Source organism: uncultured Roseobacter sp. (genome assembly GCF_947495025.1).
Lineage (GTDB): Bacteria > Pseudomonadota > Alphaproteobacteria > Rhodobacterales > Rhodobacteraceae > Roseobacter.
Window position 1 is genome coordinate 118,459 of the sequence record NZ_CANLXG010000003.1, and the last position, 25,505, is coordinate 143,963.

The window sequence follows — 25,505 nt, forward strand, 5'->3', positions numbered from 1 at the left end:
CGTCTACTGCCCTGATACCTGTCGAATTTCCCACCATTCACCGGTGGCGTAATCTGTCATCTGGACGGTTGGTCGTGTGCCCAGGCGCAGATCGATCCGCCGGATGTCCCGTGCCAGCACATCCTGTGCACTGTCCATTGCAATCACCCGGTCCAGCGCTTCGACCGCTCCCTCCTCGGGAAGCAGAATGCGCTGGTCTCTGTCCAGCACGACGTCCCAGCGGCGGTCTCCCATGCGCACAATCCCGCGCAAACGTCCCCCCAGAGGGGCCGCGGCCCGGTAGAGCGACAGTGCCTCCTTCACGTTCTGGTCCGCGCCTTCGCCGGCGATCAGCGGCAGGTCGGGGCGCGCCATACGTTTCGGGATATGCGCCACATGCGCGCCGGTCACATCGATCAGCGCCAGACCGTCAGGTGTGCGCCAGATCACCACAGGCCGGCGCGGCTCTACGTCGACCTGCAGAACACCGCCGGGACGGATCCGAACGGTGGCAGATTTCACCGGACTGAGACCGGAAATCGCAGCACGGATCGCCGGAAGATCAAGATCAAAGGAACTGACCGGAAAATCCTGCGGCACAACTTCACGGATTTCCTCGACCAGAGTGTCCGCGGCACCATCCACGGCCATGAGGTGGACCATAAACTCCGGCCTGGCCTCAAAGCTGGCCCGCGCCTCAAAGACAGTATCGCGCACCATCTGTCGGTTCGTCTCATCTGCAAGCCAGGCGGTCCCCGCCCCGAAAGCCAGCGCCATCGGCAGGCCTGCACGCAGGGTCAGACGAAACGCCGGGGTCAGCATCAGGCGCTGCATCCGCCAGGACCAGCGCGATGGCGCAGGGTCGGAGGCCTGATTGCGGGGACGTCGGATCAGCGATCGCATGAGGCATCCTCCACCATCCAGGCACAGAGCTGACCGAAACTGATCCCCACCGCCTGCGCGTGCTCGGGCGACAGGGACGTCGCCGTCATTCCGGGCTGGGTGTTGGTCTCCAGCAGGATCAGCCCATCTGCTCCCTGCGCCTCATCCCAGCGGAAATCCGTGCGGCTGACACCGCGGCACCCCAGAACCTGATGCGCCCGCAGGGCATACCCGAGGCACAGCTCTGTTATTTCTTCGGGCAGGTCCGCCGGCACAACATGGCGGGACCCACCGGGTTTGTATTTTGCGTCGTAATCATACCAGCCGTCGGTCAGGATATCTGTCACAGCCAGCGGCCGGTCCCCCATTACGGTGACTGTCAGCTCCCGGCCCGGGACGAATTTTTCGACCATGACATGGGCCGGCATGTCATCGCTCAGCTGTGGCGGCCCGTTGGCTTCTTCGTGCACCAGATAGATGCCCACAGACGAACCTTCGTTGTTTGGCTTGACCACATAGGGCGGCTCCATCACATGCGCCGCGCGCACATCATCCGCAGGAGCGATAACGCTGTGTACCGTTGGCAGGCCGGCCGCCTCGAATACCGACTTGCTGCGCTGTTTGTCCATTGCCAGTGCCGAGGCAAGTACACCGGAGTGAGAATACGGGATCCGCATCCACTCCAGCAGCCCCTGTACACAGCCATCCTCGCCCCAGCGGCCGTGCAGACAGTTGAGCACAGCGTCCGGTGCGATACCGGTCAGTACCGCACACAGATCCGCGCCGGCATCGACTTCGATGACGTTATACCCTTCATCCCGCAAAGCGTCAGCGCAGGCTTTCCCGCTGGACAGAGACACTTCGCGCTCTGCCGAAGGTCCGCCCATTAATACTGCCACTCTGGAGGGTGTCCTGCCCGACTGACCCACCTTGGTGCCTCTGCTGGGGCCAACTGACCCCTTTTGTTTGTGTTATGTCCGGCTTTTGCGCCGGTTCACCGTCTTTTGTTCTGCATCCGAGCGTGGCGATTTATGGTTAACCGGGGGTTAATTCCCCTCACTTTTCGCCAACCCGCATGATTTCCCATTCTAGCGTGATACCACTTTGGGCGTAAACCTTTTTTCGCACCTCCTCGCCCAGGCCTTCAAGGTCTGCGGCAGTGGCATTGCCTGTATTGATCAGAAAATTCGGATGTTTTTCGCTCATCTGAGCGCCACCCAGCCGCGCACCGCGCAACCCGGCGTCATCAATTACCTTCCAGGCTTTCAGATCATGCACATCATCTGTCCGGCCCGTCGATGAAAAACCCGCCGGATTGCGGAAGGTCGATCCGGCGCTGCGGTCCTTCGTCGGCTGGGTCGCGTCGCGCTTTGCCAGTTGCTCCTGCATGCGGGCATGCAGTTCCGCCGGCTCTCCCGGCGGCGCTTCGAATACTGCGGCGGTCAGGACAGTGCCCCGGGGAAGATCACTGCTGCGATAGGCAAGCTGCAGATCAGACGCCGGTACCGTTATGATTTCACCGGACCGCGTGACTGCCTGCACCTCGACCAGAACATCCGCCGTATAGCTGCCGTAGCACCCCGCGTTCATCCGCACGGCACCACCGATACTGCCCGGGATCGTGCGCAGAAATGTCAGATCGAGGCCAGCGTCAGCTGCCTTGCGCGCGACATGAGCATCGAGTGCTGCCGCTCCGGCGGTTACGCGCGTGCCTTCACAGGATATCGCGTTAAACCCCCGCCCCAGGCGGATCACTACAGCGTGCAACCCGCCATCCCGAACGATGAGGTTCGACCCTACGCCCATCGGGAAGACGCTGACGTCATCCGGCAGCGTGGAAAGAAACGCGCAAAGGTCTTCGGTATCCGCCGGCTGGAACAACCAGTCAGCCGGTCCGCCCACGCGCAGCCAGGTCAGGTCGCTCAGCGCACGGCCGGCAGTCAGCCGGCCCCGGACGTAGGGCATATCAGTCATGGGCCCCTCTTAGCGCAGAGTAATGCGTCTGATCCAGCGGCCAAGATAAATCACCGGCCAGCGCAGGACAGACATGCCTGCGGCCAGGACCAGCATGCCGATCCACGGGCCGTGCGTCCAGGTGACCAGTCCGACGATCGGTATCCCGGCGGCGATGAGCACATAGGCATTCCGCCAGTGATGATCACGGCTGGGCGTCATGGCCAGAACATTCGCGACCAGCGCCCAGACGGCGGCAAGAACAAGTGAGGTACTCATCGGGGAATCTCCGGTCGCTGGCCCCGGGCGCGGGCCAGAAAATACCGCAGCGGGTTGCGGAACATTGAAACAAACGCAAAAAGCGCCAGCGCCGACACCCACCATCCCCAGGTCAGACCAGCGAGCACGATCAGAACGGGTGCTGCGAGCAGCAGCGCGACGCCAGGTACATACTGAAGCCGCATCGGCAGCATTGCCACCGCCGCAGAGGCAAGCACCCAGAAAATACAGGCCCAGAGCAGCATTACGCCGCCCCCTTCTGCAATCGTTGCGGCAGGCCGTTTGCCCAGGCGCTGATCGTGCCTGCCCCAAGGCAGACCACCATATCACCGGGGCGCGCCTGTTCGCGCACGAGGCGCTCAAGGTCATCCTCACCCACCACAGCGCGGGCATGCCGGTGCCCGTGACGGATCAGGCCGGCCACCAGATCATCGCGCGATGCGCCTTCGACCGGGTCCTCGCCCGCAGCAAAAACCTCGGCAATACCAACCACGTCTGCGTCATTGAAGCAGGCACAGAAATCTTCAAAATGATGGCTCAGACGGCTGTAACGGTGTGGCTGGTGAACGGCAATAACCCGCCCTTCGGTCGCCTGCCGCGCCGCTTTGAGCACCGCGGCGATCTCTACCGGGTGATGTCCGTAATCATCAATAATCGTCACACCATTAACCTCCCCCACACGGGTAAAGCGGCGGTTAACGCCACCGAACGCGGCTAATGCTTTCTTAATCTCTTCGCCTTTCATGCCGAGGTGGCGTGCAACAGCCACAGCAGAGAGTGCATTGGAGACGTTATGATCTCCGGGCATCGGCAGGCTGCAGCCCTCAATCACGATACCTTCGGCCTGCAGCGCGACATCGAAATGCGCGACCCCGCCCCGGTAGGTCAGATTGACCGCACGCACATCCGCCTGAGCGTTGAACCCATAGGTCATGATCCGCCGGTCGCTGATGCGCCCGACCAGAGCCTGCACATCCGGATCATCCGTGCAGCACACCGCCAGACCATAAAACGGGATATTGGACACAAAGTCATAGAACCCCTGGTGAAGCGCTTCTTCGGTGCCCCAGTGCTCCATGTGTTCCGGATCGATATTGGTTACAATGGCAATCGTTGCCGGCAGGCGGTTGAACGTGCCGTCGCTCTCGTCGGCCTCCACCACCATCCATTCGCCCTCCCCAGCGCGTGCGTTCGAGCCGTAAGCGTGGATAATACCGCCATTCACGACTGTCGGATCGAAATCACCCGCATCAAGCAGGGTGGCAACCATCGTGGTGGTCGTGGTTTTGCCGTGCGTTCCCGCGACAGCAATGTTGGATTTGAGGCGCATGAGCTCGGCCAGCATCTCGGCCCGGCGCACAATAGGCAGGCCCTGAAGACGGGCGGCATCCAGTTCAGCATTGCCGGCTTTGATTGCACTGGAAATCACGACCACATCCGCGTTTTCAACATTCGCAGCCTGCTGTCCCTCGAAAACCGTCGCACCCAGCTCCTGCAGGCGCCGGGTAATCGGCGTGGATTTCAGATCAGATCCCTGAACCGTGTAGCCATGGTTCAGCAGCACCTCGGCAATGCCTGACATGCCGATCCCGCCGATGCCCACAAAATGAATCGGGCCCACGTCTCCCGGCAGCTTGGTTGCAGCACTCATGTCTCATATCCCCTCGCGGCGAGCCTTTCGACCATACCGGCCAGCAGCTCTGTCGCCTCCGGCTTGCCAAATCTGGCCGCCGAGCGCGCCATTTGCATTGCCCCATCCGGATTGTCCAGCACCGATGTGATCATGTCTGAAAGGGCGTCAACGCTGGCCATGGATTCCGGCACCATGATCGCGCCACCCGCCTCTACGAGACCGCGGGCATTCGCGGTCTGATGGTCCCCGGTGGCAGCGGCATAGGGGATCAGGATCGACGGCCGCCCGATCACCGAAATATCCGCAACCGACGACGCGCCAGAGCGGCTGATCACCAGCTGGGCTTCGGACATGCGACGGGGGACGTCATCAAAGAATGGCAGCACCTCGGCCCGGATGTTGTTATCCCGGTAGAACCCTTCGACACGTTCCAGATCTTCTTCGCGGGCCTGGTGGCTGACCCGGATGTTTGAAAGAATGTGCATCGGCAGTGCCGCGATCGCGGGCGGCACGACATCGCTGAGAATACGCGCACCCTGGCTGCCACCGATCACCAGAAGCTCCATGGGGTAATCACCGGGCGAGATATATCCGGCTTCGACCCGCTCCAGCACCGCGCCGCGCACCGGATTGCCCGTGTGTTCGCCGGTGACACCCTGCGGCAGGTCCGTGGGCCATGTGCCGCAGGCAATCGCCTCGACGCGGGAGGCAAAAAACGTGTTCACCCGCCCGAGCACCCCGTTCTGCTCATGTATCATACGCGGCAGTTTCATCACAAAGGCCGCCGCCATTGCGGGGATGGTCGGATAGCCGCCAAAGCCCACAACAACCGCCGGCCGGTCGCGGCGCATCTTGAGCAGCGCACCCAGAACGCCTGTACCAATCCGGAAGGGTGCTGCCGCCTTGGCAACAAAACCGCCCCGCGCAAAGGTCGCGCTGCTGATTTCCTCGATCTCTGTGCCGTCCGGAAAACCACCGGTATAGCGAGCGCCGCGCGGATCTGTCGACAGCTTGACCCGCCATCCCCGCGCCAGCATGGCCTCGGCCAGTGCCTGGGCAGGAAACATGTGCCCCCCTGTGCCGCCCGCGGCGATCAGCAACAAAGGTTTGCCCGTCATCGTCCCCGTCCGCGTGTCAGAAGGTCACTGATTTCGCCCTGAGGCCGGGTCCGGGTAAAGGCAAGCAGCATACCAACAGCGATGCCAGAGGCGATTACCGAAGAGCCGCCGTAGCTGACAAAGGGCAGTGTCATGCCCTTGGCTGGCAGCAGACGCACCGCAACGCCCATGTTGATCATGGCCTGAACGCCCAGCGTACAGGCGAGTCCGGTTCCCGCAAGCCGGATGAAAGTGTCGCGTTCCCGCACCAGCCGCATCAGCGAACGGATCACCACTGTGGCATAGAGCGCGATGATGATCAGGACGAGGATCAGCCCGTATTCCTCTGCCGCAACGGCAATAATAAAGTCGGTGTGCGCATCCGGCAAAGACCATTTCACCTGGCCTTCCCCGACGCCAACACCGAAGAGCCCGCCTTCACGAATGGCGTTGGCCGCATATCCGAGCTGGGTTGTCGGATCGATATCTGTACTGAGGAAGCCGTCTATGCGCCGCGCGAAATGCTCAGAGCTGGCATAGGCAAAAGTGCCCCCCGCAACGACCATAAGCGCCATGCCAACCAGCAGGACCATCGGTGCGCCGGCCACAAAGTACATCACGCCCCAGGCGAAGAGAACCAGACACGCCTGTCCGAAGTCCGGCTGCAGCGCCAGCATCAGAACGATGGAGATACACAGCGCAAACGACCAGGTCTTGCCCGGGGGTCCGTTCAGATCAGAAGACGCCGCCATCATCCAGGCCGCGACAACCACAAAACCCGGCTTGAGAAACTCCGAAGGCTGCAGCGACGCAAAGCCGAGCCTGTACCAGCGCACGGCGCCCTTGCCGAAATCTGTTCCGAAAAAGGGCAAAAGCGCCAGCGCCACAAAGGCCACCAGGAATCCCAGCACTGCAAGGCGACGCACCAGCACCGGCGACATCATCGACGTGATCAGCATCGCGATCAGGGCCAGCGTGCCAAACAATGCCTGGCGCTGGACATAGTGAAAGGCCTCAAACCCGTTTTTCTCCGCAAGCGGCGGCGAGGCCGCGAGCCCCAGCAGCAGGCCGATCGCAAAAAGAATGAGAACACAGGACATCGCCCATTTGTCGACTGTCCGCCACCATTTAGGGAGGATCGGTTCGCCATCGCGAACCGGGACCGCACCATAGACCATTTCCGTCATGGAAGCCTGCCTTGATAATTACACTGCCGATACGCCCCTTTTCGGGGTCTGATTTGCCTAGTGTAACCTGAAACCTGCGTTCAGACCAGCCTGAACCCTTGCCTTTATAGGTATTTCACGCCAGTTCGCGGGCATGGACTATGATATTGCGATCATCGGGGCCGGCGCTGCAGGCATGATGTGTGCGGCTCACGCACCAGGTCGGGTGCTCATCGTCGATCACGCGAAAGCGCCGGGTGAGAAAATCCGCATCTCGGGTGGTGGTCGGTGCAACTTTACCAACCTTTATTGCGAACCTGGCGCGTTTCTGTCCGGCAACCCGCATTTCGCCAAATCGGCACTGGCACGCTATACCCAGTGGGATTTTATCGATCTGGTGGATCAGCACGGTATTGCCTGGCACGAAAAAACACTGGGCCAGCTCTTTTGCGACAATTCCGCAAAAGACATCATTTCGATGCTGAGGCGTATGATACAGCAGAATGGCGCTGAACTGCTGTTGCAAACATCCGTCCTGGACTTTGCAAAGACACCTGACGGATTTTCCATGACCCTGGATCAAGACGGAAGCCAACGCGCCGTCTCAGCCCGGAATGTCGTTATCGCGACAGGTGGTAAATCCATCCCCAAAATGGGCGCTACCGGTTTTGCTTATTCGGTCGCGGAAAAATTTGGACTTGCGGTCACGGAAACACGGCCTGCGCTGGTGCCGTTCACGTTCTCTGACAGGCGTTTCGCCGATATCTCGGGTGTTGCGACCCCTGCGCGCGTCAGCGCGGGAGGCACAACATTTGAAGAAGCCGTGCTTTTCACGCACCGTGGCTTGTCCGGACCGGCGGTGCTGCAGGCCTCGAGTTACTGGCGTGAGGGAGAGCCCGTGACGGTCAACCTGACCCCGGACGGGCCCGTCACAGAAGAATTGCGCGCCAGGCGTCAGATTTCCGGCCGCCGCAACCTCACCACAGAGCTGGCGGCCCATCTGCCGGCACGGCTGGTCGACCATCTGGCCGGTGAGATGGATCTGAGCGGCAATCTGGCTGATCAGTCCGATCAGCGCCTTTGCGACATATCCGACACTCTGCAGAACTGGGCGCTGCATCCGTCGGGCACCGAGGGCTATCGCACCGCCGAAGTGACCCTGGGCGGCGTCGATACGGGCGCGCTGTCCTCGCGCACGATGCAGGCCGACGCTGTGCCCGGGCTTTACTTTATCGGCGAGGCTGTGGACGTCACCGGGTGGCTGGGCGGTTACAACTTCCAATGGGCCTGGGCCTCGGGAATGGCGGCGGCCCGCGCTCTGGGCGCGCCCGCGTAAACCTCGGCTCAGAGGTGTTTGCCCACCTCTGCAACAAAGTCATCGCCCCGCTGCTCGAAGTTATCGTACTGATCAAAACTGGCTGCAGCAGGTGCGAGAAGAACCACGTCGCCGTCTTCTGCCTCGGCAACTGCACGCGCGACCGCCTCAGCCATTGTAGTACAGACCTCGGCCTCGACAGGCAGCTGCATCGCAAAACCGGCGGCCTCGCGCCCGATCACATAGGCCTTGCGCACCGTTTTTGCTGCGGCATCCAGCCCGGGAAGACCGCCCTCTTTCGCCAGCCCCCCACAGATCCAGCGGATATTCTGAAAGGCGGACAGCGCCTTGATCGCCGCATCGGCGTTGGTTGCTTTACTGTCATTGACGAAACGCACGCCATTCTTTTCGGCCACCAGCTGACTGCGGTGCGGAAGGCCTGCAAAGGTGTGGAAAGCCGTCTCAATTGCTTTTGGCGCGAGGCCCAGCGCACGGCAGACCGCCCAGGCGGCACAGGCATTCTGGTGGTTGTGAGCCCCCGGCAGGCCAGGCACACCGCGCAGATCGGCAGAAGCCACCTGGCGCTCCTTGCGGTATTCGGACAGAAATCCTTTGCGCACGAATACATGCCAGCCCGGGCCGGTCAGTTTCTGTTCGACCGACATCCGGATCACCCGATCATCGCCTCGCCCCTCTGACAGCTGACCGGCCAGAAAAAGACCCTCATCCTCGTCAATGCCGACCACTGCGCGATCCGGCCCACCCTCGGCGAAAAGGCGACGCTTGGCGGCAAAATATCCGCCCATGCCGCCATGCCGGTCCAGGTGGTCGGGCGACAGGTTGGTGAAAACGGCAATGTCGGGGGTCAGGCTGCGGGCCAGTTCGGTCTGATAGCTGGACAACTCCAGCACAACGACCTCGCCGTCATGGGGCGCGTCGATGTCCAGCACCCCGCGCCCGATGTTTCCGGCCAGCTGACAGGGGCGCCCCGCTTCGGTCAGCACATGGTGGATCAGCGCGGAAGTGGTTGATTTCCCATTCGACCCGGTGACGGCGACGACCCGCGGGGCAGTCTCAAAGCGGTGCCAGTCACCGGTGGCGAAGGACTGGAAAAAGAGGCCGATGTCGTTATCGACGGGCACCCCTGCGGCAAGAGACGCGGCGACAACCGGGTTGGGCGCCGGATAAAGATGTGGGATGCCGGGGCTGACGATCAGCCGGTCAACGCGATCGAAATGCTGGGGTGTTTTCAGCTGCTTGCAGGTGAAGCCTTCGGCCTCTGCACGGGCACGGGCATCGGCATTGTCATCCCAGCAGAGCGGGGTCGCCCCGCCCGCTGCGAGGGCGCGCGCGGCACTGAGCCCGCTGCGGCCCAGCCCCAGCACGGCGATGGTTTGTCCTGTTACCCCTGCGACCGGAATCACGCCTGGCCCCCCCTGTTGATTGCTGGGCGGACAGTGCCGTGCCGGGCGGGCGGGGGCAAGGTGGTTAATGGGCCGTGCGGGCGCGCAGGATGCCTGTGCGGGCGACTCACCCGGTTCGTCATAGTTGACAGGGGGCCGGGGGCGAATTTCCAACGTCGGTATTTTGTCGGTATTCCGTCGGTGCAGGGGTCGGTGCGGGGGTGGGTTAACAGCGCGCGCGGTGGGGTCTGTTAAGGGTTTTGGGGTGGCATGGGATTGATGAGGCCTTGCGTTCGACAGGCAGGCGTTTTTGGTTCTTTCTCAGAGCGCGGAGCCCGGCCGGCATTGTTCGACAGGGCTCCTGCCTGAAGCCCCAGCAGATGAAGGGCAAGTCATCGATGAGCAGGAAGCGGGCGTTGCAAAGTCTGCGCGACTTCCCGACAACAGACCTTCATGCTGATTGCGGGGAAAGACGGCTAAGAGCCAGTTCTACAGATGCTGCTGTTCGCACCAATGTCTGCCGCCGGATCGAAGGTCGTCAAAAAGTATTATCTGGACGCGGTGCAAACAGGTATAATTGTTCCGTCTGAAGCGGTCCGGACCATGTTCAGAACGCAGTGCGTCAAATTGAGCTCTACCAACAGCCAGGCTGCGCACATCGTTGTAGCGAAGGAGCCGAGAAAGAAGACTGCATTTCGGCAAAGCGCCTTTCCAGCATCTCTGTTTCCGGTATGGCTCAGAACACGGAAAAACGAAAAGAAGCCACCCGTTGCATCGTCCCAAGCACTGCGCGCTGTAGCTTGTGACGTAAAGATCAAGTTTGAAAGCGATGCAAAGAGCTTAACGAACCAAAAGACCGCAACCAGAAAACTAAAGACCACAACCATCAATAGAACGTATATGAAAGTGGCCACGTCTGTAGGCTCCTGCAGAACCGCTTGTAAAATCAGCTGAGTCTTTCTGAGACAGGATCGCCCACCTTAGCCAAGTTGGCAACACCGACGCTGAATTTGCGAAGCAGGCGTTGGCGCAATCGCAGCGAAATCTCACTTCGTCCCGCACAGCCGACACTGAGAGGTGCAACTGTTAGGAGCCAGAGATCAAAGAATTCAATCTGTAAAAATCTTTGCTTATCTTTACCCGGTTGGTATCCAGCAGAAGTCACAAAGGATAAAATCAGTGCATGATTGGTTAATAGAAACCATTAAAGTCGATTGGGAAAGCGGAGATGTACGAATCCTTTTGTAGGCGTTTGGTCAGCCGAAAGAAATCCGGGTAAAGGGCTTGTGCTCTCTCGTTGTTCCGCGGCGGTTTGATTGGGGTCCGAGTGAGTACGTGAACGGCACATTTGGACCGGAAGTACTTGAAAACGGACACTCTGTTTTAAAGATTGAAATCTAATCCGGGGATCAGATTCTCGTTGAAGGCAAAAAATATTTCTTCCGAACTGCGACTGAGGTCAGAATACACAAGCCGCTGCATCTCGATAGTGTTCTTTGCACCAAGGGCATCCCCCGGCCCTGGGTGGGGGTAAAGCCCCCTCCCGGGGGGAGGGTCGGGGGCTGCCCGGCGTAGCCGCCGGGTGAGAGGCGGATGTGGGTTTACCGCACTTTGAGCGTCGCCAGCCCGATCATCGCGAGGATCAGCGCAATGATCCAGAAACGGATCACGATGGTGCTCTCGGACCAGCCCTTTTTCTCATAGTGGTGGTGGATCGGTGCCATCAGAAACACGCGCTTGCCGGTGGCTTTGAAATAGGCGACCTGGATGATCACACTGAGCGCCTCGACCACAAAGAGCCCGCCGACGATGGCCAGCACGATCTCGTGTTTGGTGGAGACGGCAATCGCCCCCAGAGCCCCCCCCAGCGCCAGCGATCCGGTGTCGCCCATAAAGACGGCGGCGGGGGGCGCGTTGTACCACAAAAAGCCCAGACCCCCGCCGAAAAGCCCGGCGGTAAAGATCAGGATCTCGCCGGTGCCGGGCACGTAATGCACATCCAGATATTCCGTAAAGTCGACGCGGCCCACCGCATAGGCGATGACACCGAGGGTGCCTGCGGCGATCATCACCGGCATGATGGCCAGCCCGTCGAGCCCGTCTGTCAGGTTGACGGCATTGGCCGCCCCCACGATCACGATCATGCCGAAGGGGATGAAAAACAGGCCCAGATTGAGCAGAACATCCTTGAAAACCGGAAGGGCGAGCCGCGCTGAGAGCGCGTCATAATTGTCAAGTCGGGCCGCAAGCTCGGCGTCGTTGAGGCCATGCACATACATGGCCGCCGCCGTCGCAACGCCCGCAATCACAAAGCCCGCCAGCAGGCGCACACGACCAGGCACGCCCTTGTGGTTGCCTTTGGAAACCTTGGCAAAATCATCCGCAAAACCAATGGCGGCAAATGCCAGCGTGACGCCCAGCACGATCCAGACAAAGGGGTTGTCGAGCCGCGCCCACAGGAGCGTGGAGGTCAGCAGCGCGCCGACGATCAGAAGCCCGCCCATAGTCGGCGTACCAGCCTTGGCAAAATGCCCCTCGGGGCCGTCATCGCGGATCGGCTGACCTTTGCCCTGGCGCCGGCGCAGCACGGCAATGAGCGGTTTGCCAAAGAGAAAACCAAAGACCAGCGCCGTGAGAAAGGCCCCGCCTGCGCGAAAAGTGATGTAGCGAAAGAGGTTGAAAATGTCCCCCCCGTCCGACAGCAGCGTAAGCCAGTAAAGCATGGTTAATCCCTATTCCACGTCCAGCGGGGCATGTCCCATTTTGCGGATGGCGTCAACGATCAGCGCCAGTTTCATGCTCAGTGAGCCTTTGGCGAGTACGACGTCACCACTGTCGAGGTGATGTTTGAGGCGTGGTACGGCCTCGGCTGACGTTTCAAACCAGCCACCGCGCTGCGCCTCGGGCAGCAGGTCGTGCAGGGATTTCATCAGCGGTCCGATGCAATGGACCACGTCGATCTGTTCCATTGAGGTCAGGTGCGCAAGACCGGCGTGCAGCGCAATCTCGTCGCTGCCGAGTTCTTTCATGTCGCCCAGATAGGCAATGCGCCGTCCGCGTGAAACGCGGCCGATATCGTTCGTGACCTCCGCGGATGCAAGCACCTCGAGCGCGGCGGCCATGGATGTCGGATTGGCGTTGTAGCTGTCGTCGATCAGATCAAGTGTCAGGCGGGTGTCGACCGGATCGAGCCAGATGCGTTCGCGCACGCCCCGGCCCCTGTAGGGTGTCCAGCGGCCCAGGGAGCCCACTGCAAGCGCCATATCAAGGCGCAGCGCGGCCATGACGGCCAGCGCTCCCAGCGCATTGACCGCAAAGTGCCGGCCCGGTGTGCTGAGCTTGTAAAGCAGCGGGTCCTGACCCATGGTCGCCTGGACTACCGTGCTGTCGCCCTGAACCGTGGCGCGCAGCAGTCTGAAGTCGAACCCCTGTTCGCCAAAACCGATGTCCCGCAACCTGCAGTCCTGCGCTTTGGCCAAAAGGACCGCAGCCGTTTCGATGTCACTGTTGAGCACGGCAATGCCATTGGGCACGACACCTTCGAGGATTGAGGCTTTTTCAACAGCGATGCCGGTGATGTCTTCAAAGGCTTCCAGGTGTGCGGCAGCGACCGTCGTGATCAGCGCAACATGCGGCCGCGCCATTTTTGACAATGGTGCAATCTCGCCCGGATGGTTCATGCCGATCTCAATCACAGCGAATTCTGTATCCGCTGGCATCCGCGCCAGGGTCAGCGGCACGCCCCAGTGGTTGTTGTAGCTGGCAACAGACGCATGCGCGCGCCCCTGATCCGACAACATGGCCAGCAGCATTTCCTTGGTGGACGTCTTGCCAACACTGCCCGTGATACCGACGACCTTGCCCCGCATGCGGGCGCGCCCTGCCCGCCCAAGGTCTTCAAGCGCGCTCAGAACGTCCCCGACAACCAGAAGTGGCGCATTTTCAGGCAGGCCGTCCGGAATATGAGAAACCATAGCCGCGGCGGCACCCTTCTGCAGCGCCTGTGCCACAAACTCATGGCCGTCGCGCACATCTTTCAGGGCAACAAAAAGATCACCTGCCTCAAGCGTTCGCGTGTCAATCGACACGCCACGCGCCTCCCAGTCAGTCGTCGCACGACCAGCGGTTGCACGGGCAGCCTCTGCCGCTGTCCAGAGTGTCATGCAAACCTCCCGTCAAGAGCGGCGACGGCCACGCTGGCCTGTTCGGCGTCATCAAAAGGCAGGACATCGTCTCCGACGATCTGGCCGGTCTCGTGCCCCTTGCCCGCAATCAGCAGGGCATCGCCCGGCCCAAGCGCGTCAACACCGCGCAGTATTGCTTCGGCACGGTCACCGACCTCCATCGCATCGGACGCGCCCAGAAGAACCTCGGAACGGATCATAGCCGGGTCCTCGCTGCGCGGATTGTCATCGGTCACGATCACCAGATCCGCATTTTCAGCCGCCGCTTGCCCCATAAGCGGACGTTTGGTCGCGTCCCGGTCACCGCCTGCGCCCACGATGGCAATAAGACGCCCCAGCACATGCGGGCGTAAGGCGCGCAGCGCCGTGGCCACTGCATCGGGTGTGTGGGCGTAATCAACAAAGACGGTTGCACCGTTTTCGCGGGTTGCAGCGAGCTGCATCCGACCCCGGACGGTCGACAGATCTCCGAGCGTTTCAAAAACGGCACCCGCATCCTCGCCGCAGGCGATCACCAGAGCCGCCGCCATCATCACGTTTTCCGCCTGGAAATCTCCGATAAGGTTCAGGCGGCGGACATATGTCTTGTCGATATGACGGAAGGCAACCGTCTGGCCTGTCGCATCAACCTGGATATTGCCCAGATGAAAATCGCCGATACGGCGTCCGACGCTGACCACCGGACAGTTTCGCGCCGACGCAATTGCGACCATATCCGTGCCCCTGTCGGCTTCTATGTTGATAACTGCCTTCGCGTCCTCGGGCAGTACACGGGCGAAAAGACCCGCCTTGGCGGCAAAATAATCCTCGAAAGTCTCGTGGTAGTCGAGGTGATCCTGGGTAAAGTTGGTGAACCCCGCAGCCCGGAGCGTAACCCCGTCCAGCCGGCGCTGATCCAGCCCATGGCTGGAGGCTTCCATCGCGCCATGTGTCACGCCGTTTGCCACCGCATCTGCAAGTGCGCGGTGCAGTGTGATCGGATCGGGGGTGGTATGGGCCAGTGGCGCAGCCCAGGCACCTTCCACACCGGTCGTACCGAGGTTGACGGCGCTGTGGCCCAGCAGTGTCCAGATCTGACGCACAAAGCTGGTGACAGAGGTTTTTCCGTTGGTGCCGGTTACAGCGACCAGCGTTTCGGGCTGAGCCCCGAACCAGAGCGCTGCCGTGCGGGCAAGTGTCTCGCGCGGCGCCTGCGTGACGATCAGCGCAGCATCGCTGGCCTGCAGAACCTCAGCGGCCATTTGTGCGCCTTCGGCATCTGTCAGAACTGCCGCCGCGCCGGCGTCGAGGGCGACAGGGATAAACCGTGCCCCATGTACGGCGCTGCCGGGCAAGGCGGCGAAAAGGGTGCCCTCTTCCACCTCACGGCTGTCGGACGCCAGTCCGGAAATGCCGGGATTGCGGCCACGGGCTGCGGTCAGTCCGAGTGCGGAAAGCAGTTTCTGATCGTCGCGCATGGCCCCCACCTCTGCGGTCAGTTTGAGGTGAGCTTTATATCTGTCACAGCACCGGGTTCAACGCCTGGTCTGAGGCCAAGGAGCGGCGCGACGCGGCGGATCATCTCGGCCGCGACCGGAACAGCTGTCCAGCCGGCGGTGCGGCGCGGCTCGTCACCGGTTGTATCGACCGGCTCGTCCAGTGTGACGATAAGCACATATTTCGGATCATGCGCGGGAAAAACCGAAGCAAAGGTCGCCAGCACCTTGTCGTCGTAATACCCACCCTGCGGGCGCGGTTTATCGGCAGTGCCGGTTTTGCCGCCCACCGCATAGCCCTGCACCTCGCCAAAACTTGCGGTGCCTTCGGTGACCACCCGGCGCAGCATCTTCAGTGACTGGCGCGACGCCTCTTCGCTGAAAACACGGTCCCCCAGGCGCGGGCCGTTCTGCTTCAGGATCGTCGGCTCGACCCGGAAGCCGCCATTGGCCAGAGCCGCATAGCCCGCCGCAAGGTGCATCGGTGAGGTGGACAGACCATGGCCGTAAGAAATTGTCATGGCGCTGAGTTCTGACCAGTTTTTCGGCAACAGCGGACGGCCACCGGCGGCCTCGACAATCTCGAAACCTGTGGCCTCGAGCATGCCCAGCTTTTTCATCAGGGCGCGCTGGCGCTCCACACCGATTTCCTGCGCCATACGGGCAGTGCCGATGTTCGAGCTTTTGACGATTACCTTGGAAACCGACATCTCATTGCCGTAGTTGCGGAAATCGCGGATGCGGAATTTGCCCCAGCGCAGCGGACCTTTGGTGTCGATGATCGTGTCTGGGTTTACCAGACCAAGGTCCATCGCCTGAGCGGCGGTGAAAATCTTGAAAACCGATCCCAGCTCATAGACGCCCTGCACAGACCGGTTAAAAAGCGGGCTGTCAGAGGCATCTCCCGACGCCTGCGGACGGGGTCGCCGGTTGGGATCAAACGTTGGCAACGAAACCACACTGATCACCTCGCCGGTGTGCACATCCATCAGCACCGAAGTGGCCCCTTTGGCATTCATCAGCTTCATTCCGCCGTAAAGCACCCGTTCAGCCGCTGCCTGAACGGTCAGATCGAGCGACAGCCGCAGCTCGTCGTTGGCCGGGTCGCGCAGATAGTCGTCAAAGTACTTCTCGACCCCCGCAACACCGATTACTTCGGCCGCGTTTACCCCCTCTTTGCCGTAGCTTGCGCCGCCCAGCACATGTGCGCCAAGTGACCCGTTGGGATACAGACGCATGTCGCGGGCCCCGAAAAGCAGCCCCGGATCACCGATCTCATGCACGGCCTGCAACTGTTCGGGACTGATGCGCCGCTTGATCCAGAGAAACTTGCGCGTGCCAGTGAAATCCGCCAGCAGTTCCTTTTCTTCAAGATCCGGGAAAATCTGCGCCAGCTTCATTGCAGCATGTGCCGGGTCCACCATCTGCGGTGGCTGGGCATAAAGCGCATGCGTCTCGAAATTGGTGGCCAGCAGGTTACCGTGACGGTCCACGATATCCGCGCGCGCAGCATGGATCACCGAACCCGGCGCCTCGGCCCGGGGCTCGCGCGGCTCAGACGTTGCCATCATGCCCATGCGCCCGCCAACGACGAGAAATGCACACAGAAAAAAGACGCCCAGAATGAGCAGGCGGCCCTCGGCCCGCTGACGGGCGGCATCGCGCATCTGTTCGTGGCGAATGCGGATGTTCTCGCGTTCGATCGCATCCGGGTTTTCACCTTTTTCACGGGCGTCGAGGATGCGGGCGAGTGGGCGGAGTGGTGTTCGGATCATTGCACTACCTCACCGGATTGTCCGCCAAGACTTGAGACATCAACCGCATTGTCAAATTCAATAATCGGATCAGGGGGATAGGCGACCTGGTCCACATTTCCGAACTGATCCGGGCGGAGGGGCAACAGACCCAGCCTGTCAAAATTGATGTCTGCCAGATCACGCAGCCGGTCAGGACGGTTCAGATAGGCCCATTCAGCGCGCAGCACCGCCAGACGTTCATGTGCCTGCAGGATATCGTCGCGCAGATCACGGGTTTCAGCAAGGGCGCCCTGGGTGGCGTAGTTTTCACGGTATGCCCAGAAGGCGAGACCAATCACACTGAGCGTGGTGAGAATATAGAGGAACGTACGCATCAGATTACCTCACTGACCATCGGCATACCGATGGATTTTGCATCAATATCACCTGCAGGCGCGTCCGTACGCACCGCGATCCGCAGCCGGGCGGACCGGGCGCGCGGGTTTGCAGCAATCTCGGCTGCATCTGCAGAAATGGCTTTGCGCGACGGCTGCGTGAACTGCGGTTCGGCGCGCTGCACTTCCGGTGCAAAGCGGTTGGCATTTCCACCGCCGCCCGAGCGGGCCGTCAGAAAGCGTTTCACCATTCGGTCCTCGACAGAATGGAACGTCACCACAGCCAGCCAGCCGCCCGGCTTCAGGGCCCGCTCAGCCGCCATAAGGCCATGGAAAAGCTCGCTATATTCGTCGTTCACGGCAATCCGCAGCGCCTGAAAACTGCGCGTGGCCGGGTGGGATTGTCCGGGTTTCGCGCGTGGCAGGCAGCCTTCGATGATGCCAGCAAGACGCAGGGTTGTGGTGATCGGTTCCAGCGCACGCTCGCACACAATGGCTTTGGCAATGCGACGACTGGCCCGCTCTTCGCCGTACTGGAACAGAATGTTCGCAATGGCGTCCCCGGAGGCTTCGTTGACAATATCAGCAGCGGAAAGACCGTCCTGACTCATGCGCATGTCGAGCGGTCCGTCACGCATGAACGAAAAACCGCGCTCTGCCTGATCAAGCTGCATCGACGACACACCCAGATCGAGCACAACACCATCCAGGGCAGTGGCATAGGTGTCCATGGCAGAGAATACGCCGCGTTGCTGAACCAGCCGGTCGCCCCAGGCATCTGCCCACGTGGCGGCCATCTCGAAAGCAAGCGGGTCGCGATCCACGGCAATCACCCGGTCTGCACCCGCTTCGAGCAGACCGCGCGTATAGCCGCCAGCCCCGAAGGTGCCATCCAGCCATGTCCCCCGGAGCGGTGAAACAGCATCCAGAATTGCAGGCAGCAGTACAGGAATGTGCGGAGCAGACGTGTCAGTGGTGGCCGCAGCAGCCATGACCTACTCCCCCTGTTTACCGTCCAGGAACGCCAGCGGATCGAAATCATCCGGCAGGTCGTCCAGCCATGCGTCGGTTTTGGCGGCCTCTTCGGCCTCGTAGGTCTCGGGCTGCCAGATCTGGAAAGTATCACCCGCTGCGATAAAGAAGGCCTCTTTGTCGAGGCCGATCTTCTGGCGCAGCTTTGCAGGCAGCACCAGGCGGCCGGTTTCGTCAACCGACGTGGGAAACGACTGACCATGGAAAAGACGTTGCAGCATTTTACGCTCGATTGAGCCACGCGGGAGGGCGTCGATTTTGTCGTCGACCTCGTTGATGGCCTCCATCGTGTAGCATTCAAGATAGCTGCGGCGGTGATCACCATAGACAATGACCAGTTCGGGCGCGCCGCCGGATGTCCAGTTAGGATCTGCGGCTTCGATCACACGGCGGAAAGAGGCCGGTATCGAGACCCGCCCCTTTGCATCTACCTTGTGATGGCTTTCGCCTCTGAACCTGCGGCTCACTGCCTTATCCCAATCTTTTGCGCGCCCTCGCCTGCGCTTCCCCCGTCCCTGAAATGGAAACGGCGGGTTGATCTGCTGCCACTGATCAACCCGCCGCCCTCGTCCCGACTTTGCGGGGAAGTCCAGTCGCGCGCGCCACCTGGGGGGATGTCTGCTCGCTCGCGCGCCGGATCTCTTGGTCTGATGAAAGCGAGGTGCCTGTATGAAACCTGCTAGAGTTTTTGTTTGCGTGGGGTCGTTTGGTGCCCCGGGCTCGTTCTCATCTGATGTAGAAAGGTATAGCGTGGGAAATCATGGTACAGCAAGGAATTTTTAGTTACCAAATTGCTAAATCTTGCTTTTGGAGATTAAGGAAAGCAAGATTTGGTGCCTGCTGTAGGCAAAAATATCAACAAATTGCCAATGGAAAAAATACCAACACAATATGTAGTATCATTTTAAATCGGTGGTAACTTCCCATATTTTCCCCGATTTTTTGCGAATACTCCGCCTTGAGCGCTGACAGATACAGCTCAGAGGTCAAAAACCGCCGGAAATCCGCCTCGCACATCGCTTCTGGCAACTTTGATTCGCCTCAACTGCACGACAGGAGGAAACGCGTCCCATGATATCCCGTGCGCCTGCCAGGTTTGCAGCTGTTTGCGAAATCCTGCATATTCCGGAACATTCCGGACGCAGGAGCCAGACATGCACCACGCCGACACTATCTCAACAATCGCTGATCACCTTGATAAGGACGCCCGCGTCCGTGCGCTGTTCCTGAGCGGCAGTCACGGCAACGGCATGGCGGATGCCTTCAGCGATATCGACTTTGTGCTGGTCACCGGGGATGGCGCAACTGACGAGATCGCGGAACTCTGGCGGGCGGCCGTCGCCCGGACGGGTGATATTGTTCTGTGGTGGGATCGCCTGACCGTTCCGGTGCTGATCAACGCCATAACGGCCGACTGGACGCGTACCGATGTGATCATTCTCAAACCCGATCAGCTAAGCGGGCATACGAAAGCCGGCCTGAAACCGGTCATTGATCACGACACTATATACAACACTCTGAAAGACGCGCCGCCTGCGCCTGCACCAAACACCAGAAAGCTGGCCTGGCAGTTCGAAGAATTCATCCGCATCCTCGGCCTTTTGCACCTGGTGGACGGGCGCGGTGAATATCTGAATGGCGTGCTGGGCGTGTACCACCTGCGCAACCTGCTGGTCGATCTGATGATCGAGGAGACCGCAGCGCCCGGTCGTGGCGGAGCACTGCACCTGAATCGTCTGATCACAGATGAACAGAAGGCGGCACTCTCAGCCCTGCCCACGCCCGAGCCGACCCGGGATGCGATCATCGCAGCACATATGGCGTATGCCCGGTCCTATCTGCCAGGTGCGCGCGCCCTTGCAGAGCGGCTGGGGCTGAACTGGCCCGAAGCATTCGAGGCCGCGACCTGGGCGAAACTGCAGGACAGCATGAAGCTGAGGCGACCCTATTAGGCCATGCCGCCCTTGATAAGCCCGTCTGCGATGCGCGCATAGGCCTCGGCCATCGGCCCGTCACCGGCGGCAATCGGCGTGCCACCATCGCCGGCAAGCCGGGTATCGAGGTCGATGGGCAGTGCGCCCAGTAACGGCACACCCAGTTTCTCGGCCTCGGCGGCCACACCGCCCTGCCCGAAAATCTGATGCTCGGACCCACAATCGGGGCAGACAAACATGGACATGTTCTCAATCAGCCCCAGCACGGGCGTTTTCAGCGTGTCGAACATGTCGAGCGCCTTGCGGGCATCAATGAGGGCCACGTCCTGCGGAGTGGAGACAACAATCGCGCCTGTCAGCTCTGATTTGGTACAAAGCGTGAGCTGCACGTCGCCGGTGCCGGGCGGCAGATCCACGAGCAGCACGTCCAGCTCGCCCCATTCCACCTGCCCCAGCATCTGCTGCAGCGCGCCCATCAGCATCGGACCACGCCAGACCACTGCCTTGCCGTCCTCGAGCATAAAGCCGATGGACATCAGCGTGACGCCGTGCGCGTGCAGCGGAATGATGGTTTTGCCATCCGGACTGGCCGGGCGTCTGTTGATCCCCATCATACGCGGCTGGCTGGGACCATAGATATCGGCGTCCAGCAGGCCGACCCTGCGCCCCGCCCGTGCTAGGGCCACCGCCAGATTTGATGAGACCGTGGATTTGCCCACCCCGCCCTTGCCAGAGCCGATCGCAAGGATGCGTTTCACACCCGAAGGTTTTGTGGGCCCAGCCTGCGGTTTCGGGTGACCGCCGATCTTCAGACTGGGCGGTTCCGGCTTTTTCTCTGCCGGTCCGTGCGCTGTGAGAGCAACGGTTGCCTGCGACACCCCCGGCAGCTCGGATACAACCTTTTCGGCGGCGTCACGCAGTGGCCCCATCTGGCGCGCAACTTCGGGCGTTGGTGCCTCTATCACAAAGCGCACCACACCGTTATCGACCGTCAGCGCTCGAATCAGATCGTGCTCAATAAGGCTCCTGCCATCCGGCAGAGCGACCCGGCTCAAAGCGGCTTCAATATCGGCCCGTGTTACAGACATGCTCAAAAACTCCTCGTTCCCGCCCGTTCAGATAGCACATGTGCGGCGGAACACCAGCAGCCCCGTAAAAATGCCTAAACCATTAGCACTATGCGAAAATTTACCCTGCGTCGCCCATGCATATGCTGCATAGCAGCATTGAATATCTGACCATTGTGCACCCGCAGCATTTGCCTAAGTATGGGTTACAACAAACAAACACGAAAGACGACAACATGGCCTTTATGGATCAGACATTCGCAAAATCCGACAATCTCGGCGTGCGTGCACTGGCCGCCGCCACAGGTTTTTTCGCAACCGCAACAGCGCGTTACGCGCGCTACAGCCTGTATCGCAATACACTGGCTGAACTGAATACGCTCAGCGACCGGGAAGCAGCCGACCTTGGCATGCACCGCTCCGGTTTCCGCCACCTCGCGTGGGAAACCGCCTGCGAAAAGATCGCTGTATGAGCAACGGAATCGGGTTCTCCACCTCCTCCCGGGGAACCTGAACAAAGGCGGCGGCATCTATCCTCCTCCCGGATGCCGCCGTTTGTGAACACCGCCCGGACATCCGGGCACCGGGGACAGTTCCCGGAACGATCTTCAGCCGCGCCCACCTCCTCCCGGGCAACGCTGGACTAAGGCGGCGGCATTCATCCTCCTCCCGGATGCCGCCGTCCCTTTTACAGGGGCCAGAATGGCCACAGACGACCGGCGGGCATATTTCCTCCCTGAAAAACGTCGCCGGAAAAAGAAAGCGGTCCCCAATCCTCCCGGGGGCCGCTTTTTTGTGCGCGCGAAAGGAAATTCGTCGCGACGGCGGAACTGTGCCACGCATCGCTTGCTGCTTTTTATTTTATAAAGTAACAAACTTCGGAGGTCAGGAGGTCAGCAGATGAGAAAACCCGCGACGGCACGACAGGACGACGTCCTCAGCGTTCTCCGGTCCTGCGACAGGCCCATGACGGCCTATCAGATCCTCGAACAGCTGCAGGCCAGCGAACCGGACATCGCGCCGCCGACGGTGTATCGCACGCTTTCCTCGCTGACTGATCAGGGCCGCGCGCACCGGCTGGAATCGATCAGAGCCTTTGTGCCCTGCACCTGCAGTCACGCGGGCCAGGTGCCGGTTCTGGCGATCTGTGGCGATTGCGGAACAGTAGAAGAACACGACGGTGGCGACCTGCTGCCCCTGCTCAACAGAATGACCAGAACCGGAAACTTTCAGTCAGAACGGCATATCGTTGAAATTCATGGTCGTTGCGGCGGGTGTGCCGCATGATCTTTACAACACCTAAACAGACAGGAAACCTGATGAAACAGACAGTATCGCTGATTGCCTTTTTCGCCGCCCTGCCCGCTCTGGCAGAGGAAACCCGCCAGATGGACGCGCATGAACATGGTGTCGGCGCGCTGAACATCGCAGTGGACGGCACAACGGTGCTGATGGAGCTGACAGCGCCGGGCGCAGACATCGTCGGATTTGAATATGCAGCCTCCAGCGCAGAGGACCGCAGGGCGGTGGATGCGGCGGTTGCCGCACTGGCGACACCGATGGATCTTTTCGTTGTTCCTGCAGCCGCGGGATGTTCCGTGACCGCGGCACGCGCAGCGCTGGAGCTGGAAGAGGCGCATGAGGATCACGATGGCGATGCGCACGGGCATGACGACCATGCACACGACGACGCGCACGGCCATGACGATCATGACGACCATGACGATCATGCGGCGCATAAAGATGAGCATAATCACGATGATCATGCGGCGCATGCGGACGAACACGACCAAGAAGAGCATGCCGATGGCGGGTCTCATTCTGAGTTTCACGCGACCTATCAGCTGACCTGCGCCGACCCGCAGGCGCTGGATCAGATCGAATTTGCCTATTTCGACCGCTTTGAAAACGCGCTTGAGCTTGAAGTGCAGATCGTGACCGGGTCTGGCGCCCAGGCCTTTGAGGTGCTGCGCACAGCACCTGTGCTTGATCTGCGCAACCTGTTCTGAAATGACCACGGGATGACGCAGCCCGTTCTGACCCTTTCCGGCGTCGTGTTTGGCTGGCCCGGGCGGGCCGGTTTTTCACTGTCGGTGCCGGAATTTTCGGTCACCCGCGGCGAGCGTGTACTGTTGCTGGGCGAGAGCGGATCGGGGAAATCGACCCTGCTGTCACTGATCTGCGGCACGGTTCTGCCCCGCGAGGGGACGGTGGAGATTGCCGGCACTGAGATCACAGCACTCTCGGGCGGTGCGCGCGACCGGTTCCGGGCCGAACAGATCGGCGTAATTTTTCAGCAGTTCAACCTGCTTCCCTTTGGTACCGTGGCGGACAACATTCTGCTGCCGTTGCGTTTTGCCCCTGCGCGGCGCGGGCGCGCCGGAAATGCGCGGCAGGCGGCGACGGCTCTTTGCCATGCACTCGGATTGCCGGAAACTGTCCTGCAGACCCGCGCCGGGACATTGAGCGTTGGTCAGCAACAGCGTGTCGCCGTGGCCCGCGCCCTGATCGGCCAGCCACCGCTGATCATCGCGGACGAGCCGACATCCGCGCTTGATGCAGACAGTCAGGCGGCCTTTCTTGACCTGCTTTTTGATCAGGCAGAGGCACAGGGCACGTCGCTCCTGATGGTCAGCCATGATGCACGGCTGGGCGCGCGCTTTGACCGTGTGGTGCAGATCGGGGATATTGCCCGTACGGAAAGACCAGACCCATGATCCTGCGTCTTGCCATGGCCTCCCTTTTTGCACGCGCGCTGACCGTCGGTATGACCATCCTTGCCATTGCTCTTTCTGTCGCTCTGTTTCTGGGCGTTGAGAAGGTGCGCACGGGTGCCAAGGCCAGTTTTGCTGATACGATTTCCGGGACAGACCTGATCGTGGGGGCGCGATCCGGTTCGGTGCAGCTGCTGCTCTATTCGGTATTCCGGATCGGGAACGCGACAAACAATGTCACCTGGCAGAGCTATCAGGATATCGCGGCCAGACCGGAAGTGGACTGGATCGTGCCGATATCGCTGGGCGACAGTCACCGCCAGTTTCGCGTCATGGGCACCACCACGTCCTTTTTCGAGCACTATCGCTATCGTCAGGGAAGGACGCTTGAAATGGCGTCGGGCGTTGTGATGGACGACCTTTTTGATGCCGTGATCGGCGCTGATGTGGCGGAAACACTCGGATATGTGGTGGGCGACCCGATCGTAGTGGCACATGGTCTCGCCTCCTTCACCGAGCACCGCGACCAGCCTTTCCGCATCTCCGGCGTTCTGGAACGAACGGGTACGCCGGTGGACCGCACGGTGATCGTCAGTATGCAAGCCATCGAGGCCATTCACGTAGACTGGAGAAGCGGTGCACAGATCCCCGGTCAATCCACACCGGTCGACGTGATCCGGGGCATGGATCTGCAGCCGCAGGCGGTGACAGCGGCCCTGGTGGGTGTCAAAAGCCCGCTGCAGACTTTTGCGCTGCAGCGCGCCATCAACGAATACCCCTCTGAACCCCTGCTGGCGATCCTGCCCGGGGTGGCGCTGCAGGAACTCTGGGCGATTGTGGGCATCGCTGAAACGGCGCTGCTGGCGGTTTCGGCAATGGTCGTGGTCACAGCCCTGATCGGGATGATGGCCACGGTGTTTTCAAGCCTGAGCGAGCGTCGCCGCGAAATGGCGATTTTCCGGGCGATGGGCGCGCGACCCGTCACGGTTTTTGCCCTGCTGGTGCTCGAGGCGGCCCTGATGGCCGCTGCCGGTGCGCTGCTGGGGCTCGCTGTCCTTTATGCCGGGCTTTTCGTGGCTCAGCCCATGATCGACGAAGCCTTTGGCCTGTGGTTGCCCATTACTGCACCCGGGTCGGGCGAGTTATGGGTCCTGGCAGGCGTCACCCTTGCTGGCGCAATTGTGAGCGTGTTGCCCGCTCTTCGTGCCTACAAACTCTCGCTTGCAGATGGTATGATGGTCAGAACATGATAACAGGAACG

The 25,505-nt window shown here is 60.8% G+C and carries 24 protein-coding genes; 7 read left to right on the forward strand and 17 right to left on the reverse strand.

The annotated features are described in order from the left end of the window. Positions 1-3 precede the first annotated feature (3 nt). The 8 genes from Q0792_RS14760 to ftsW form a co-directional block, all read right to left on the reverse strand. Positions 4-882 carry a cell division protein FtsQ/DivIB gene (locus tag Q0792_RS14760; protein ID WP_298842316.1) on the reverse strand — a complete coding sequence of 293 codons (879 nt, stop codon included), beginning with the start codon at positions 880-882 and terminating at the stop codon, positions 4-6. After that, the gene (locus Q0792_RS14765) at positions 870-1,790 is read right to left on the reverse strand and encodes a D-alanine--D-alanine ligase (protein WP_298842319.1); all 921 of its coding nucleotides are present in this window, start codon (positions 1,788-1,790) and stop codon (positions 870-872) included. Before Q0792_RS14765 ends, Q0792_RS14760 begins: the two co-directional genes overlap by 13 nt. 127 nt (positions 1,791-1,917) lie before the next feature. After that, positions 1,918-2,835: a UDP-N-acetylmuramate dehydrogenase gene (gene murB, locus Q0792_RS14770; protein ID WP_298842322.1), complete on the reverse strand. Its 918-nt coding sequence runs from the start codon at positions 2,833-2,835 to the stop codon at positions 1,918-1,920. 9 nt (positions 2,836-2,844) lie between these two features. Next, entirely contained in the window at positions 2,845-3,093 is a 249-nt protein-coding gene (locus Q0792_RS14775) for a DUF2484 family protein (RefSeq protein WP_298842325.1), read from the reverse strand. After that, on the reverse strand, positions 3,090-3,338 hold the full coding sequence (locus Q0792_RS14780; protein ID WP_298842328.1) for a DUF2484 family protein: 249 nt from the start codon (positions 3,336-3,338) through the stop codon (positions 3,090-3,092). Before Q0792_RS14780 ends, Q0792_RS14775 begins: the two co-directional genes overlap by 4 nt. Then, entirely contained in the window at positions 3,338-4,744 is a 1,407-nt protein-coding gene (gene murC / locus Q0792_RS14785; protein ID WP_298842331.1) for a UDP-N-acetylmuramate--L-alanine ligase, read from the reverse strand. The genes Q0792_RS14780 and murC overlap by 1 nt, the downstream gene beginning before the upstream one ends. After that, complete coding sequence (locus tag Q0792_RS14790) at positions 4,741-5,844, reverse strand: UDP-N-acetylglucosamine--N-acetylmuramyl-(pentapeptide) pyrophosphoryl-undecaprenol N-acetylglucosamine transferase (RefSeq protein ID WP_298842334.1); 1,104 nt, start codon at positions 5,842-5,844, stop codon at positions 4,741-4,743. Before Q0792_RS14790 ends, murC begins: the two co-directional genes overlap by 4 nt. Further along, on the reverse strand, positions 5,841-7,010 hold the full coding sequence (gene ftsW / locus Q0792_RS14795) for a putative lipid II flippase FtsW (protein ID WP_298842336.1): 1,170 nt from the start codon (positions 7,008-7,010) through the stop codon (positions 5,841-5,843). The genes Q0792_RS14790 and ftsW overlap by 4 nt, the downstream gene beginning before the upstream one ends. Positions 7,011-7,143: 133 nt before the next feature. On the opposite strand from ftsW, the gene Q0792_RS14800 reads away from it, so the two are divergent. Then, complete coding sequence (locus Q0792_RS14800; RefSeq protein ID WP_298842339.1) at positions 7,144-8,325, forward strand: NAD(P)/FAD-dependent oxidoreductase; 1,182 nt, start codon at positions 7,144-7,146, stop codon at positions 8,323-8,325. An 8-nt stretch (positions 8,326-8,333) separates the two neighbouring features. Here the strand turns inward: Q0792_RS14800 and murD are convergent, their stop codons facing one another. The 8 genes from murD to mraZ form a co-directional block, all read right to left on the reverse strand. Next, positions 8,334-9,728, reverse strand: coding sequence for a UDP-N-acetylmuramoyl-L-alanine--D-glutamate ligase (gene murD, locus Q0792_RS14805; protein ID WP_298842342.1), 1,395 nt, complete (start codon positions 9,726-9,728; stop codon positions 8,334-8,336). 1,580 nt (positions 9,729-11,308) lie between these two features. Next, positions 11,309-12,430 carry a phospho-N-acetylmuramoyl-pentapeptide-transferase gene (gene mraY / locus Q0792_RS14810; RefSeq protein ID WP_298842345.1) on the reverse strand — a complete coding sequence of 374 codons (1,122 nt, stop codon included), beginning with the start codon at positions 12,428-12,430 and terminating at the stop codon, positions 11,309-11,311. A gap of 9 nt (positions 12,431-12,439) precedes the next feature. Then, complete coding sequence (murF, locus tag Q0792_RS14815; protein WP_298842348.1) at positions 12,440-13,870, reverse strand: UDP-N-acetylmuramoyl-tripeptide--D-alanyl-D-alanine ligase; 1,431 nt, start codon at positions 13,868-13,870, stop codon at positions 12,440-12,442. Next, entirely contained in the window at positions 13,867-15,348 is a 1,482-nt protein-coding gene (locus tag Q0792_RS14820) for a UDP-N-acetylmuramoyl-L-alanyl-D-glutamate--2,6-diaminopimelate ligase (protein WP_298842350.1), read from the reverse strand. Before Q0792_RS14820 ends, murF begins: the two co-directional genes overlap by 4 nt. 17 nt (positions 15,349-15,365) lie before the next feature. After that, positions 15,366-17,141 (reverse strand): penicillin-binding protein 2, encoded by a 1,776-nt coding sequence (locus Q0792_RS14825; RefSeq protein WP_298842353.1) that lies wholly within the window; start codon positions 17,139-17,141, stop codon positions 15,366-15,368. Then, positions 17,138-17,497: a cell division protein FtsL gene (locus tag Q0792_RS14830; protein WP_298842356.1), complete on the reverse strand. Its 360-nt coding sequence runs from the start codon at positions 17,495-17,497 to the stop codon at positions 17,138-17,140. The genes Q0792_RS14825 and Q0792_RS14830 overlap by 4 nt, the downstream gene beginning before the upstream one ends. After that, positions 17,497-18,489 (reverse strand): 16S rRNA (cytosine(1402)-N(4))-methyltransferase RsmH, encoded by a 993-nt coding sequence (rsmH, locus tag Q0792_RS14835; RefSeq protein ID WP_298842359.1) that lies wholly within the window; start codon positions 18,487-18,489, stop codon positions 17,497-17,499. The genes Q0792_RS14830 and rsmH overlap by 1 nt, the downstream gene beginning before the upstream one ends. Positions 18,490-18,492: 3 nt before the next feature. Continuing rightward, entirely contained in the window at positions 18,493-18,996 is a 504-nt protein-coding gene (gene mraZ / locus Q0792_RS14840; protein ID WP_298842362.1) for a division/cell wall cluster transcriptional repressor MraZ, read from the reverse strand. A gap of 687 nt (positions 18,997-19,683) precedes the next feature. Between mraZ and Q0792_RS14845 the strand changes: the two genes are divergently transcribed. Next, on the forward strand, positions 19,684-20,481 hold the full coding sequence (locus Q0792_RS14845; protein ID WP_298842365.1) for a nucleotidyltransferase domain-containing protein: 798 nt from the start codon (positions 19,684-19,686) through the stop codon (positions 20,479-20,481). Here Q0792_RS14845 and Q0792_RS14850 read toward each other — a convergent pair. Next, positions 20,478-21,551 carry an Mrp/NBP35 family ATP-binding protein gene (locus Q0792_RS14850; protein ID WP_298842368.1) on the reverse strand — a complete coding sequence of 358 codons (1,074 nt, stop codon included), beginning with the start codon at positions 21,549-21,551 and terminating at the stop codon, positions 20,478-20,480. The genes Q0792_RS14845 and Q0792_RS14850 overlap by 4 nt on opposite strands. Positions 21,552-21,766: 215 nt before the next feature. Between Q0792_RS14850 and Q0792_RS14855 the strand changes: the two genes are divergently transcribed. The 5 genes from Q0792_RS14855 to Q0792_RS14875 all read left to right on the forward strand — a co-directional run bounded on the left by Q0792_RS14855 (position 21,767) and on the right by Q0792_RS14875 (position 25,494). Further along, entirely contained in the window at positions 21,767-22,003 is a 237-nt protein-coding gene (locus Q0792_RS14855; RefSeq protein ID WP_298842371.1) for a DUF1127 domain-containing protein, read from the forward strand. 427 nt (positions 22,004-22,430) lie between these two features. Then, positions 22,431-22,817, forward strand: coding sequence for a Fur family transcriptional regulator (locus Q0792_RS14860; protein ID WP_298842375.1), 387 nt, complete (start codon positions 22,431-22,433; stop codon positions 22,815-22,817). 32 nt (positions 22,818-22,849) lie between these two features. Then, positions 22,850-23,539, forward strand: coding sequence for a DUF2796 domain-containing protein (locus Q0792_RS14865; protein ID WP_298842378.1), 690 nt, complete (start codon positions 22,850-22,852; stop codon positions 23,537-23,539). 12 nt (positions 23,540-23,551) lie between these two features. Then, positions 23,552-24,247, forward strand: coding sequence for an ABC transporter ATP-binding protein (locus Q0792_RS14870; RefSeq protein ID WP_298842381.1), 696 nt, complete (start codon positions 23,552-23,554; stop codon positions 24,245-24,247). Beyond that, positions 24,244-25,494, forward strand: a complete 1,251-nt coding sequence (locus Q0792_RS14875; protein ID WP_298842384.1) for an ABC transporter permease — start codon at positions 24,244-24,246, stop codon at positions 25,492-25,494. Before Q0792_RS14870 ends, Q0792_RS14875 begins: the two co-directional genes overlap by 4 nt. The last annotated feature ends 11 nt before the right edge of the window (positions 25,495-25,505 follow it).

Coding starts and splice junctions, on each gene's coding strand:
- Q0792_RS14780 (WP_298842328.1), bottom strand. CDS start 3,338: ATGCTGCTCTGGGCCTGTATTTTCTGGGTGCTTGCCTCTGCGGCGGTG.
- Q0792_RS14800 (WP_298842339.1), top strand. CDS start 7,144: ATGGACTATGATATTGCGATCATCGGGGCCGGCGCTGCAGGCATGATG.
- ftsW (WP_298842336.1), bottom strand. CDS start 7,010: ATGACGGAAATGGTCTATGGTGCGGTCCCGGTTCGCGATGGCGAACCG.
- Q0792_RS14870 (WP_298842381.1), top strand. CDS start 23,552: ATGACGCAGCCCGTTCTGACCCTTTCCGGCGTCGTGTTTGGCTGGCCC.
- Q0792_RS14850 (WP_298842368.1), bottom strand. CDS start 21,551: ATGTCTGTAACACGGGCCGATATTGAAGCCGCTTTGAGCCGGGTCGCT.
- Q0792_RS14830 (WP_298842356.1), bottom strand. CDS start 17,497: ATGCGTACGTTCCTCTATATTCTCACCACGCTCAGTGTGATTGGTCTC.
- Q0792_RS14865 (WP_298842378.1), top strand. CDS start 22,850: ATGAAACAGACAGTATCGCTGATTGCCTTTTTCGCCGCCCTGCCCGCT.
- Q0792_RS14760 (WP_298842316.1), bottom strand. CDS start 882: ATGCGATCGCTGATCCGACGTCCCCGCAATCAGGCCTCCGACCCTGCG.
- rsmH (WP_298842359.1), bottom strand. CDS start 18,489: ATGGCTGCTGCGGCCACCACTGACACGTCTGCTCCGCACATTCCTGTA.
- Q0792_RS14775 (WP_298842325.1), bottom strand. CDS start 3,093: ATGAGTACCTCACTTGTTCTTGCCGCCGTCTGGGCGCTGGTCGCGAAT.
- murF (WP_298842348.1), bottom strand. CDS start 13,870: ATGACACTCTGGACAGCGGCAGAGGCTGCCCGTGCAACCGCTGGTCGT.
- Q0792_RS14860 (WP_298842375.1), top strand. CDS start 22,431: ATGAGAAAACCCGCGACGGCACGACAGGACGACGTCCTCAGCGTTCTC.
- Q0792_RS14825 (WP_298842353.1), bottom strand. CDS start 17,141: ATGATCCGAACACCACTCCGCCCACTCGCCCGCATCCTCGACGCCCGT.
- murB (WP_298842322.1), bottom strand. CDS start 2,835: ATGACTGATATGCCCTACGTCCGGGGCCGGCTGACTGCCGGCCGTGCG.
- Q0792_RS14820 (WP_298842350.1), bottom strand. CDS start 15,348: ATGCGCGACGATCAGAAACTGCTTTCCGCACTCGGACTGACCGCAGCC.
- murC (WP_298842331.1), bottom strand. CDS start 4,744: ATGAGTGCTGCAACCAAGCTGCCGGGAGACGTGGGCCCGATTCATTTT.
- Q0792_RS14855 (WP_298842371.1), top strand. CDS start 21,767: ATGGCCTTTATGGATCAGACATTCGCAAAATCCGACAATCTCGGCGTG.
- Q0792_RS14845 (WP_298842365.1), top strand. CDS start 19,684: ATGCACCACGCCGACACTATCTCAACAATCGCTGATCACCTTGATAAG.
- Q0792_RS14790 (WP_298842334.1), bottom strand. CDS start 5,844: ATGACGGGCAAACCTTTGTTGCTGATCGCCGCGGGCGGCACAGGGGGG.
- Q0792_RS14875 (WP_298842384.1), top strand. CDS start 24,244: ATGATCCTGCGTCTTGCCATGGCCTCCCTTTTTGCACGCGCGCTGACC.
- mraY (WP_298842345.1), bottom strand. CDS start 12,430: ATGCTTTACTGGCTTACGCTGCTGTCGGACGGGGGGGACATTTTCAAC.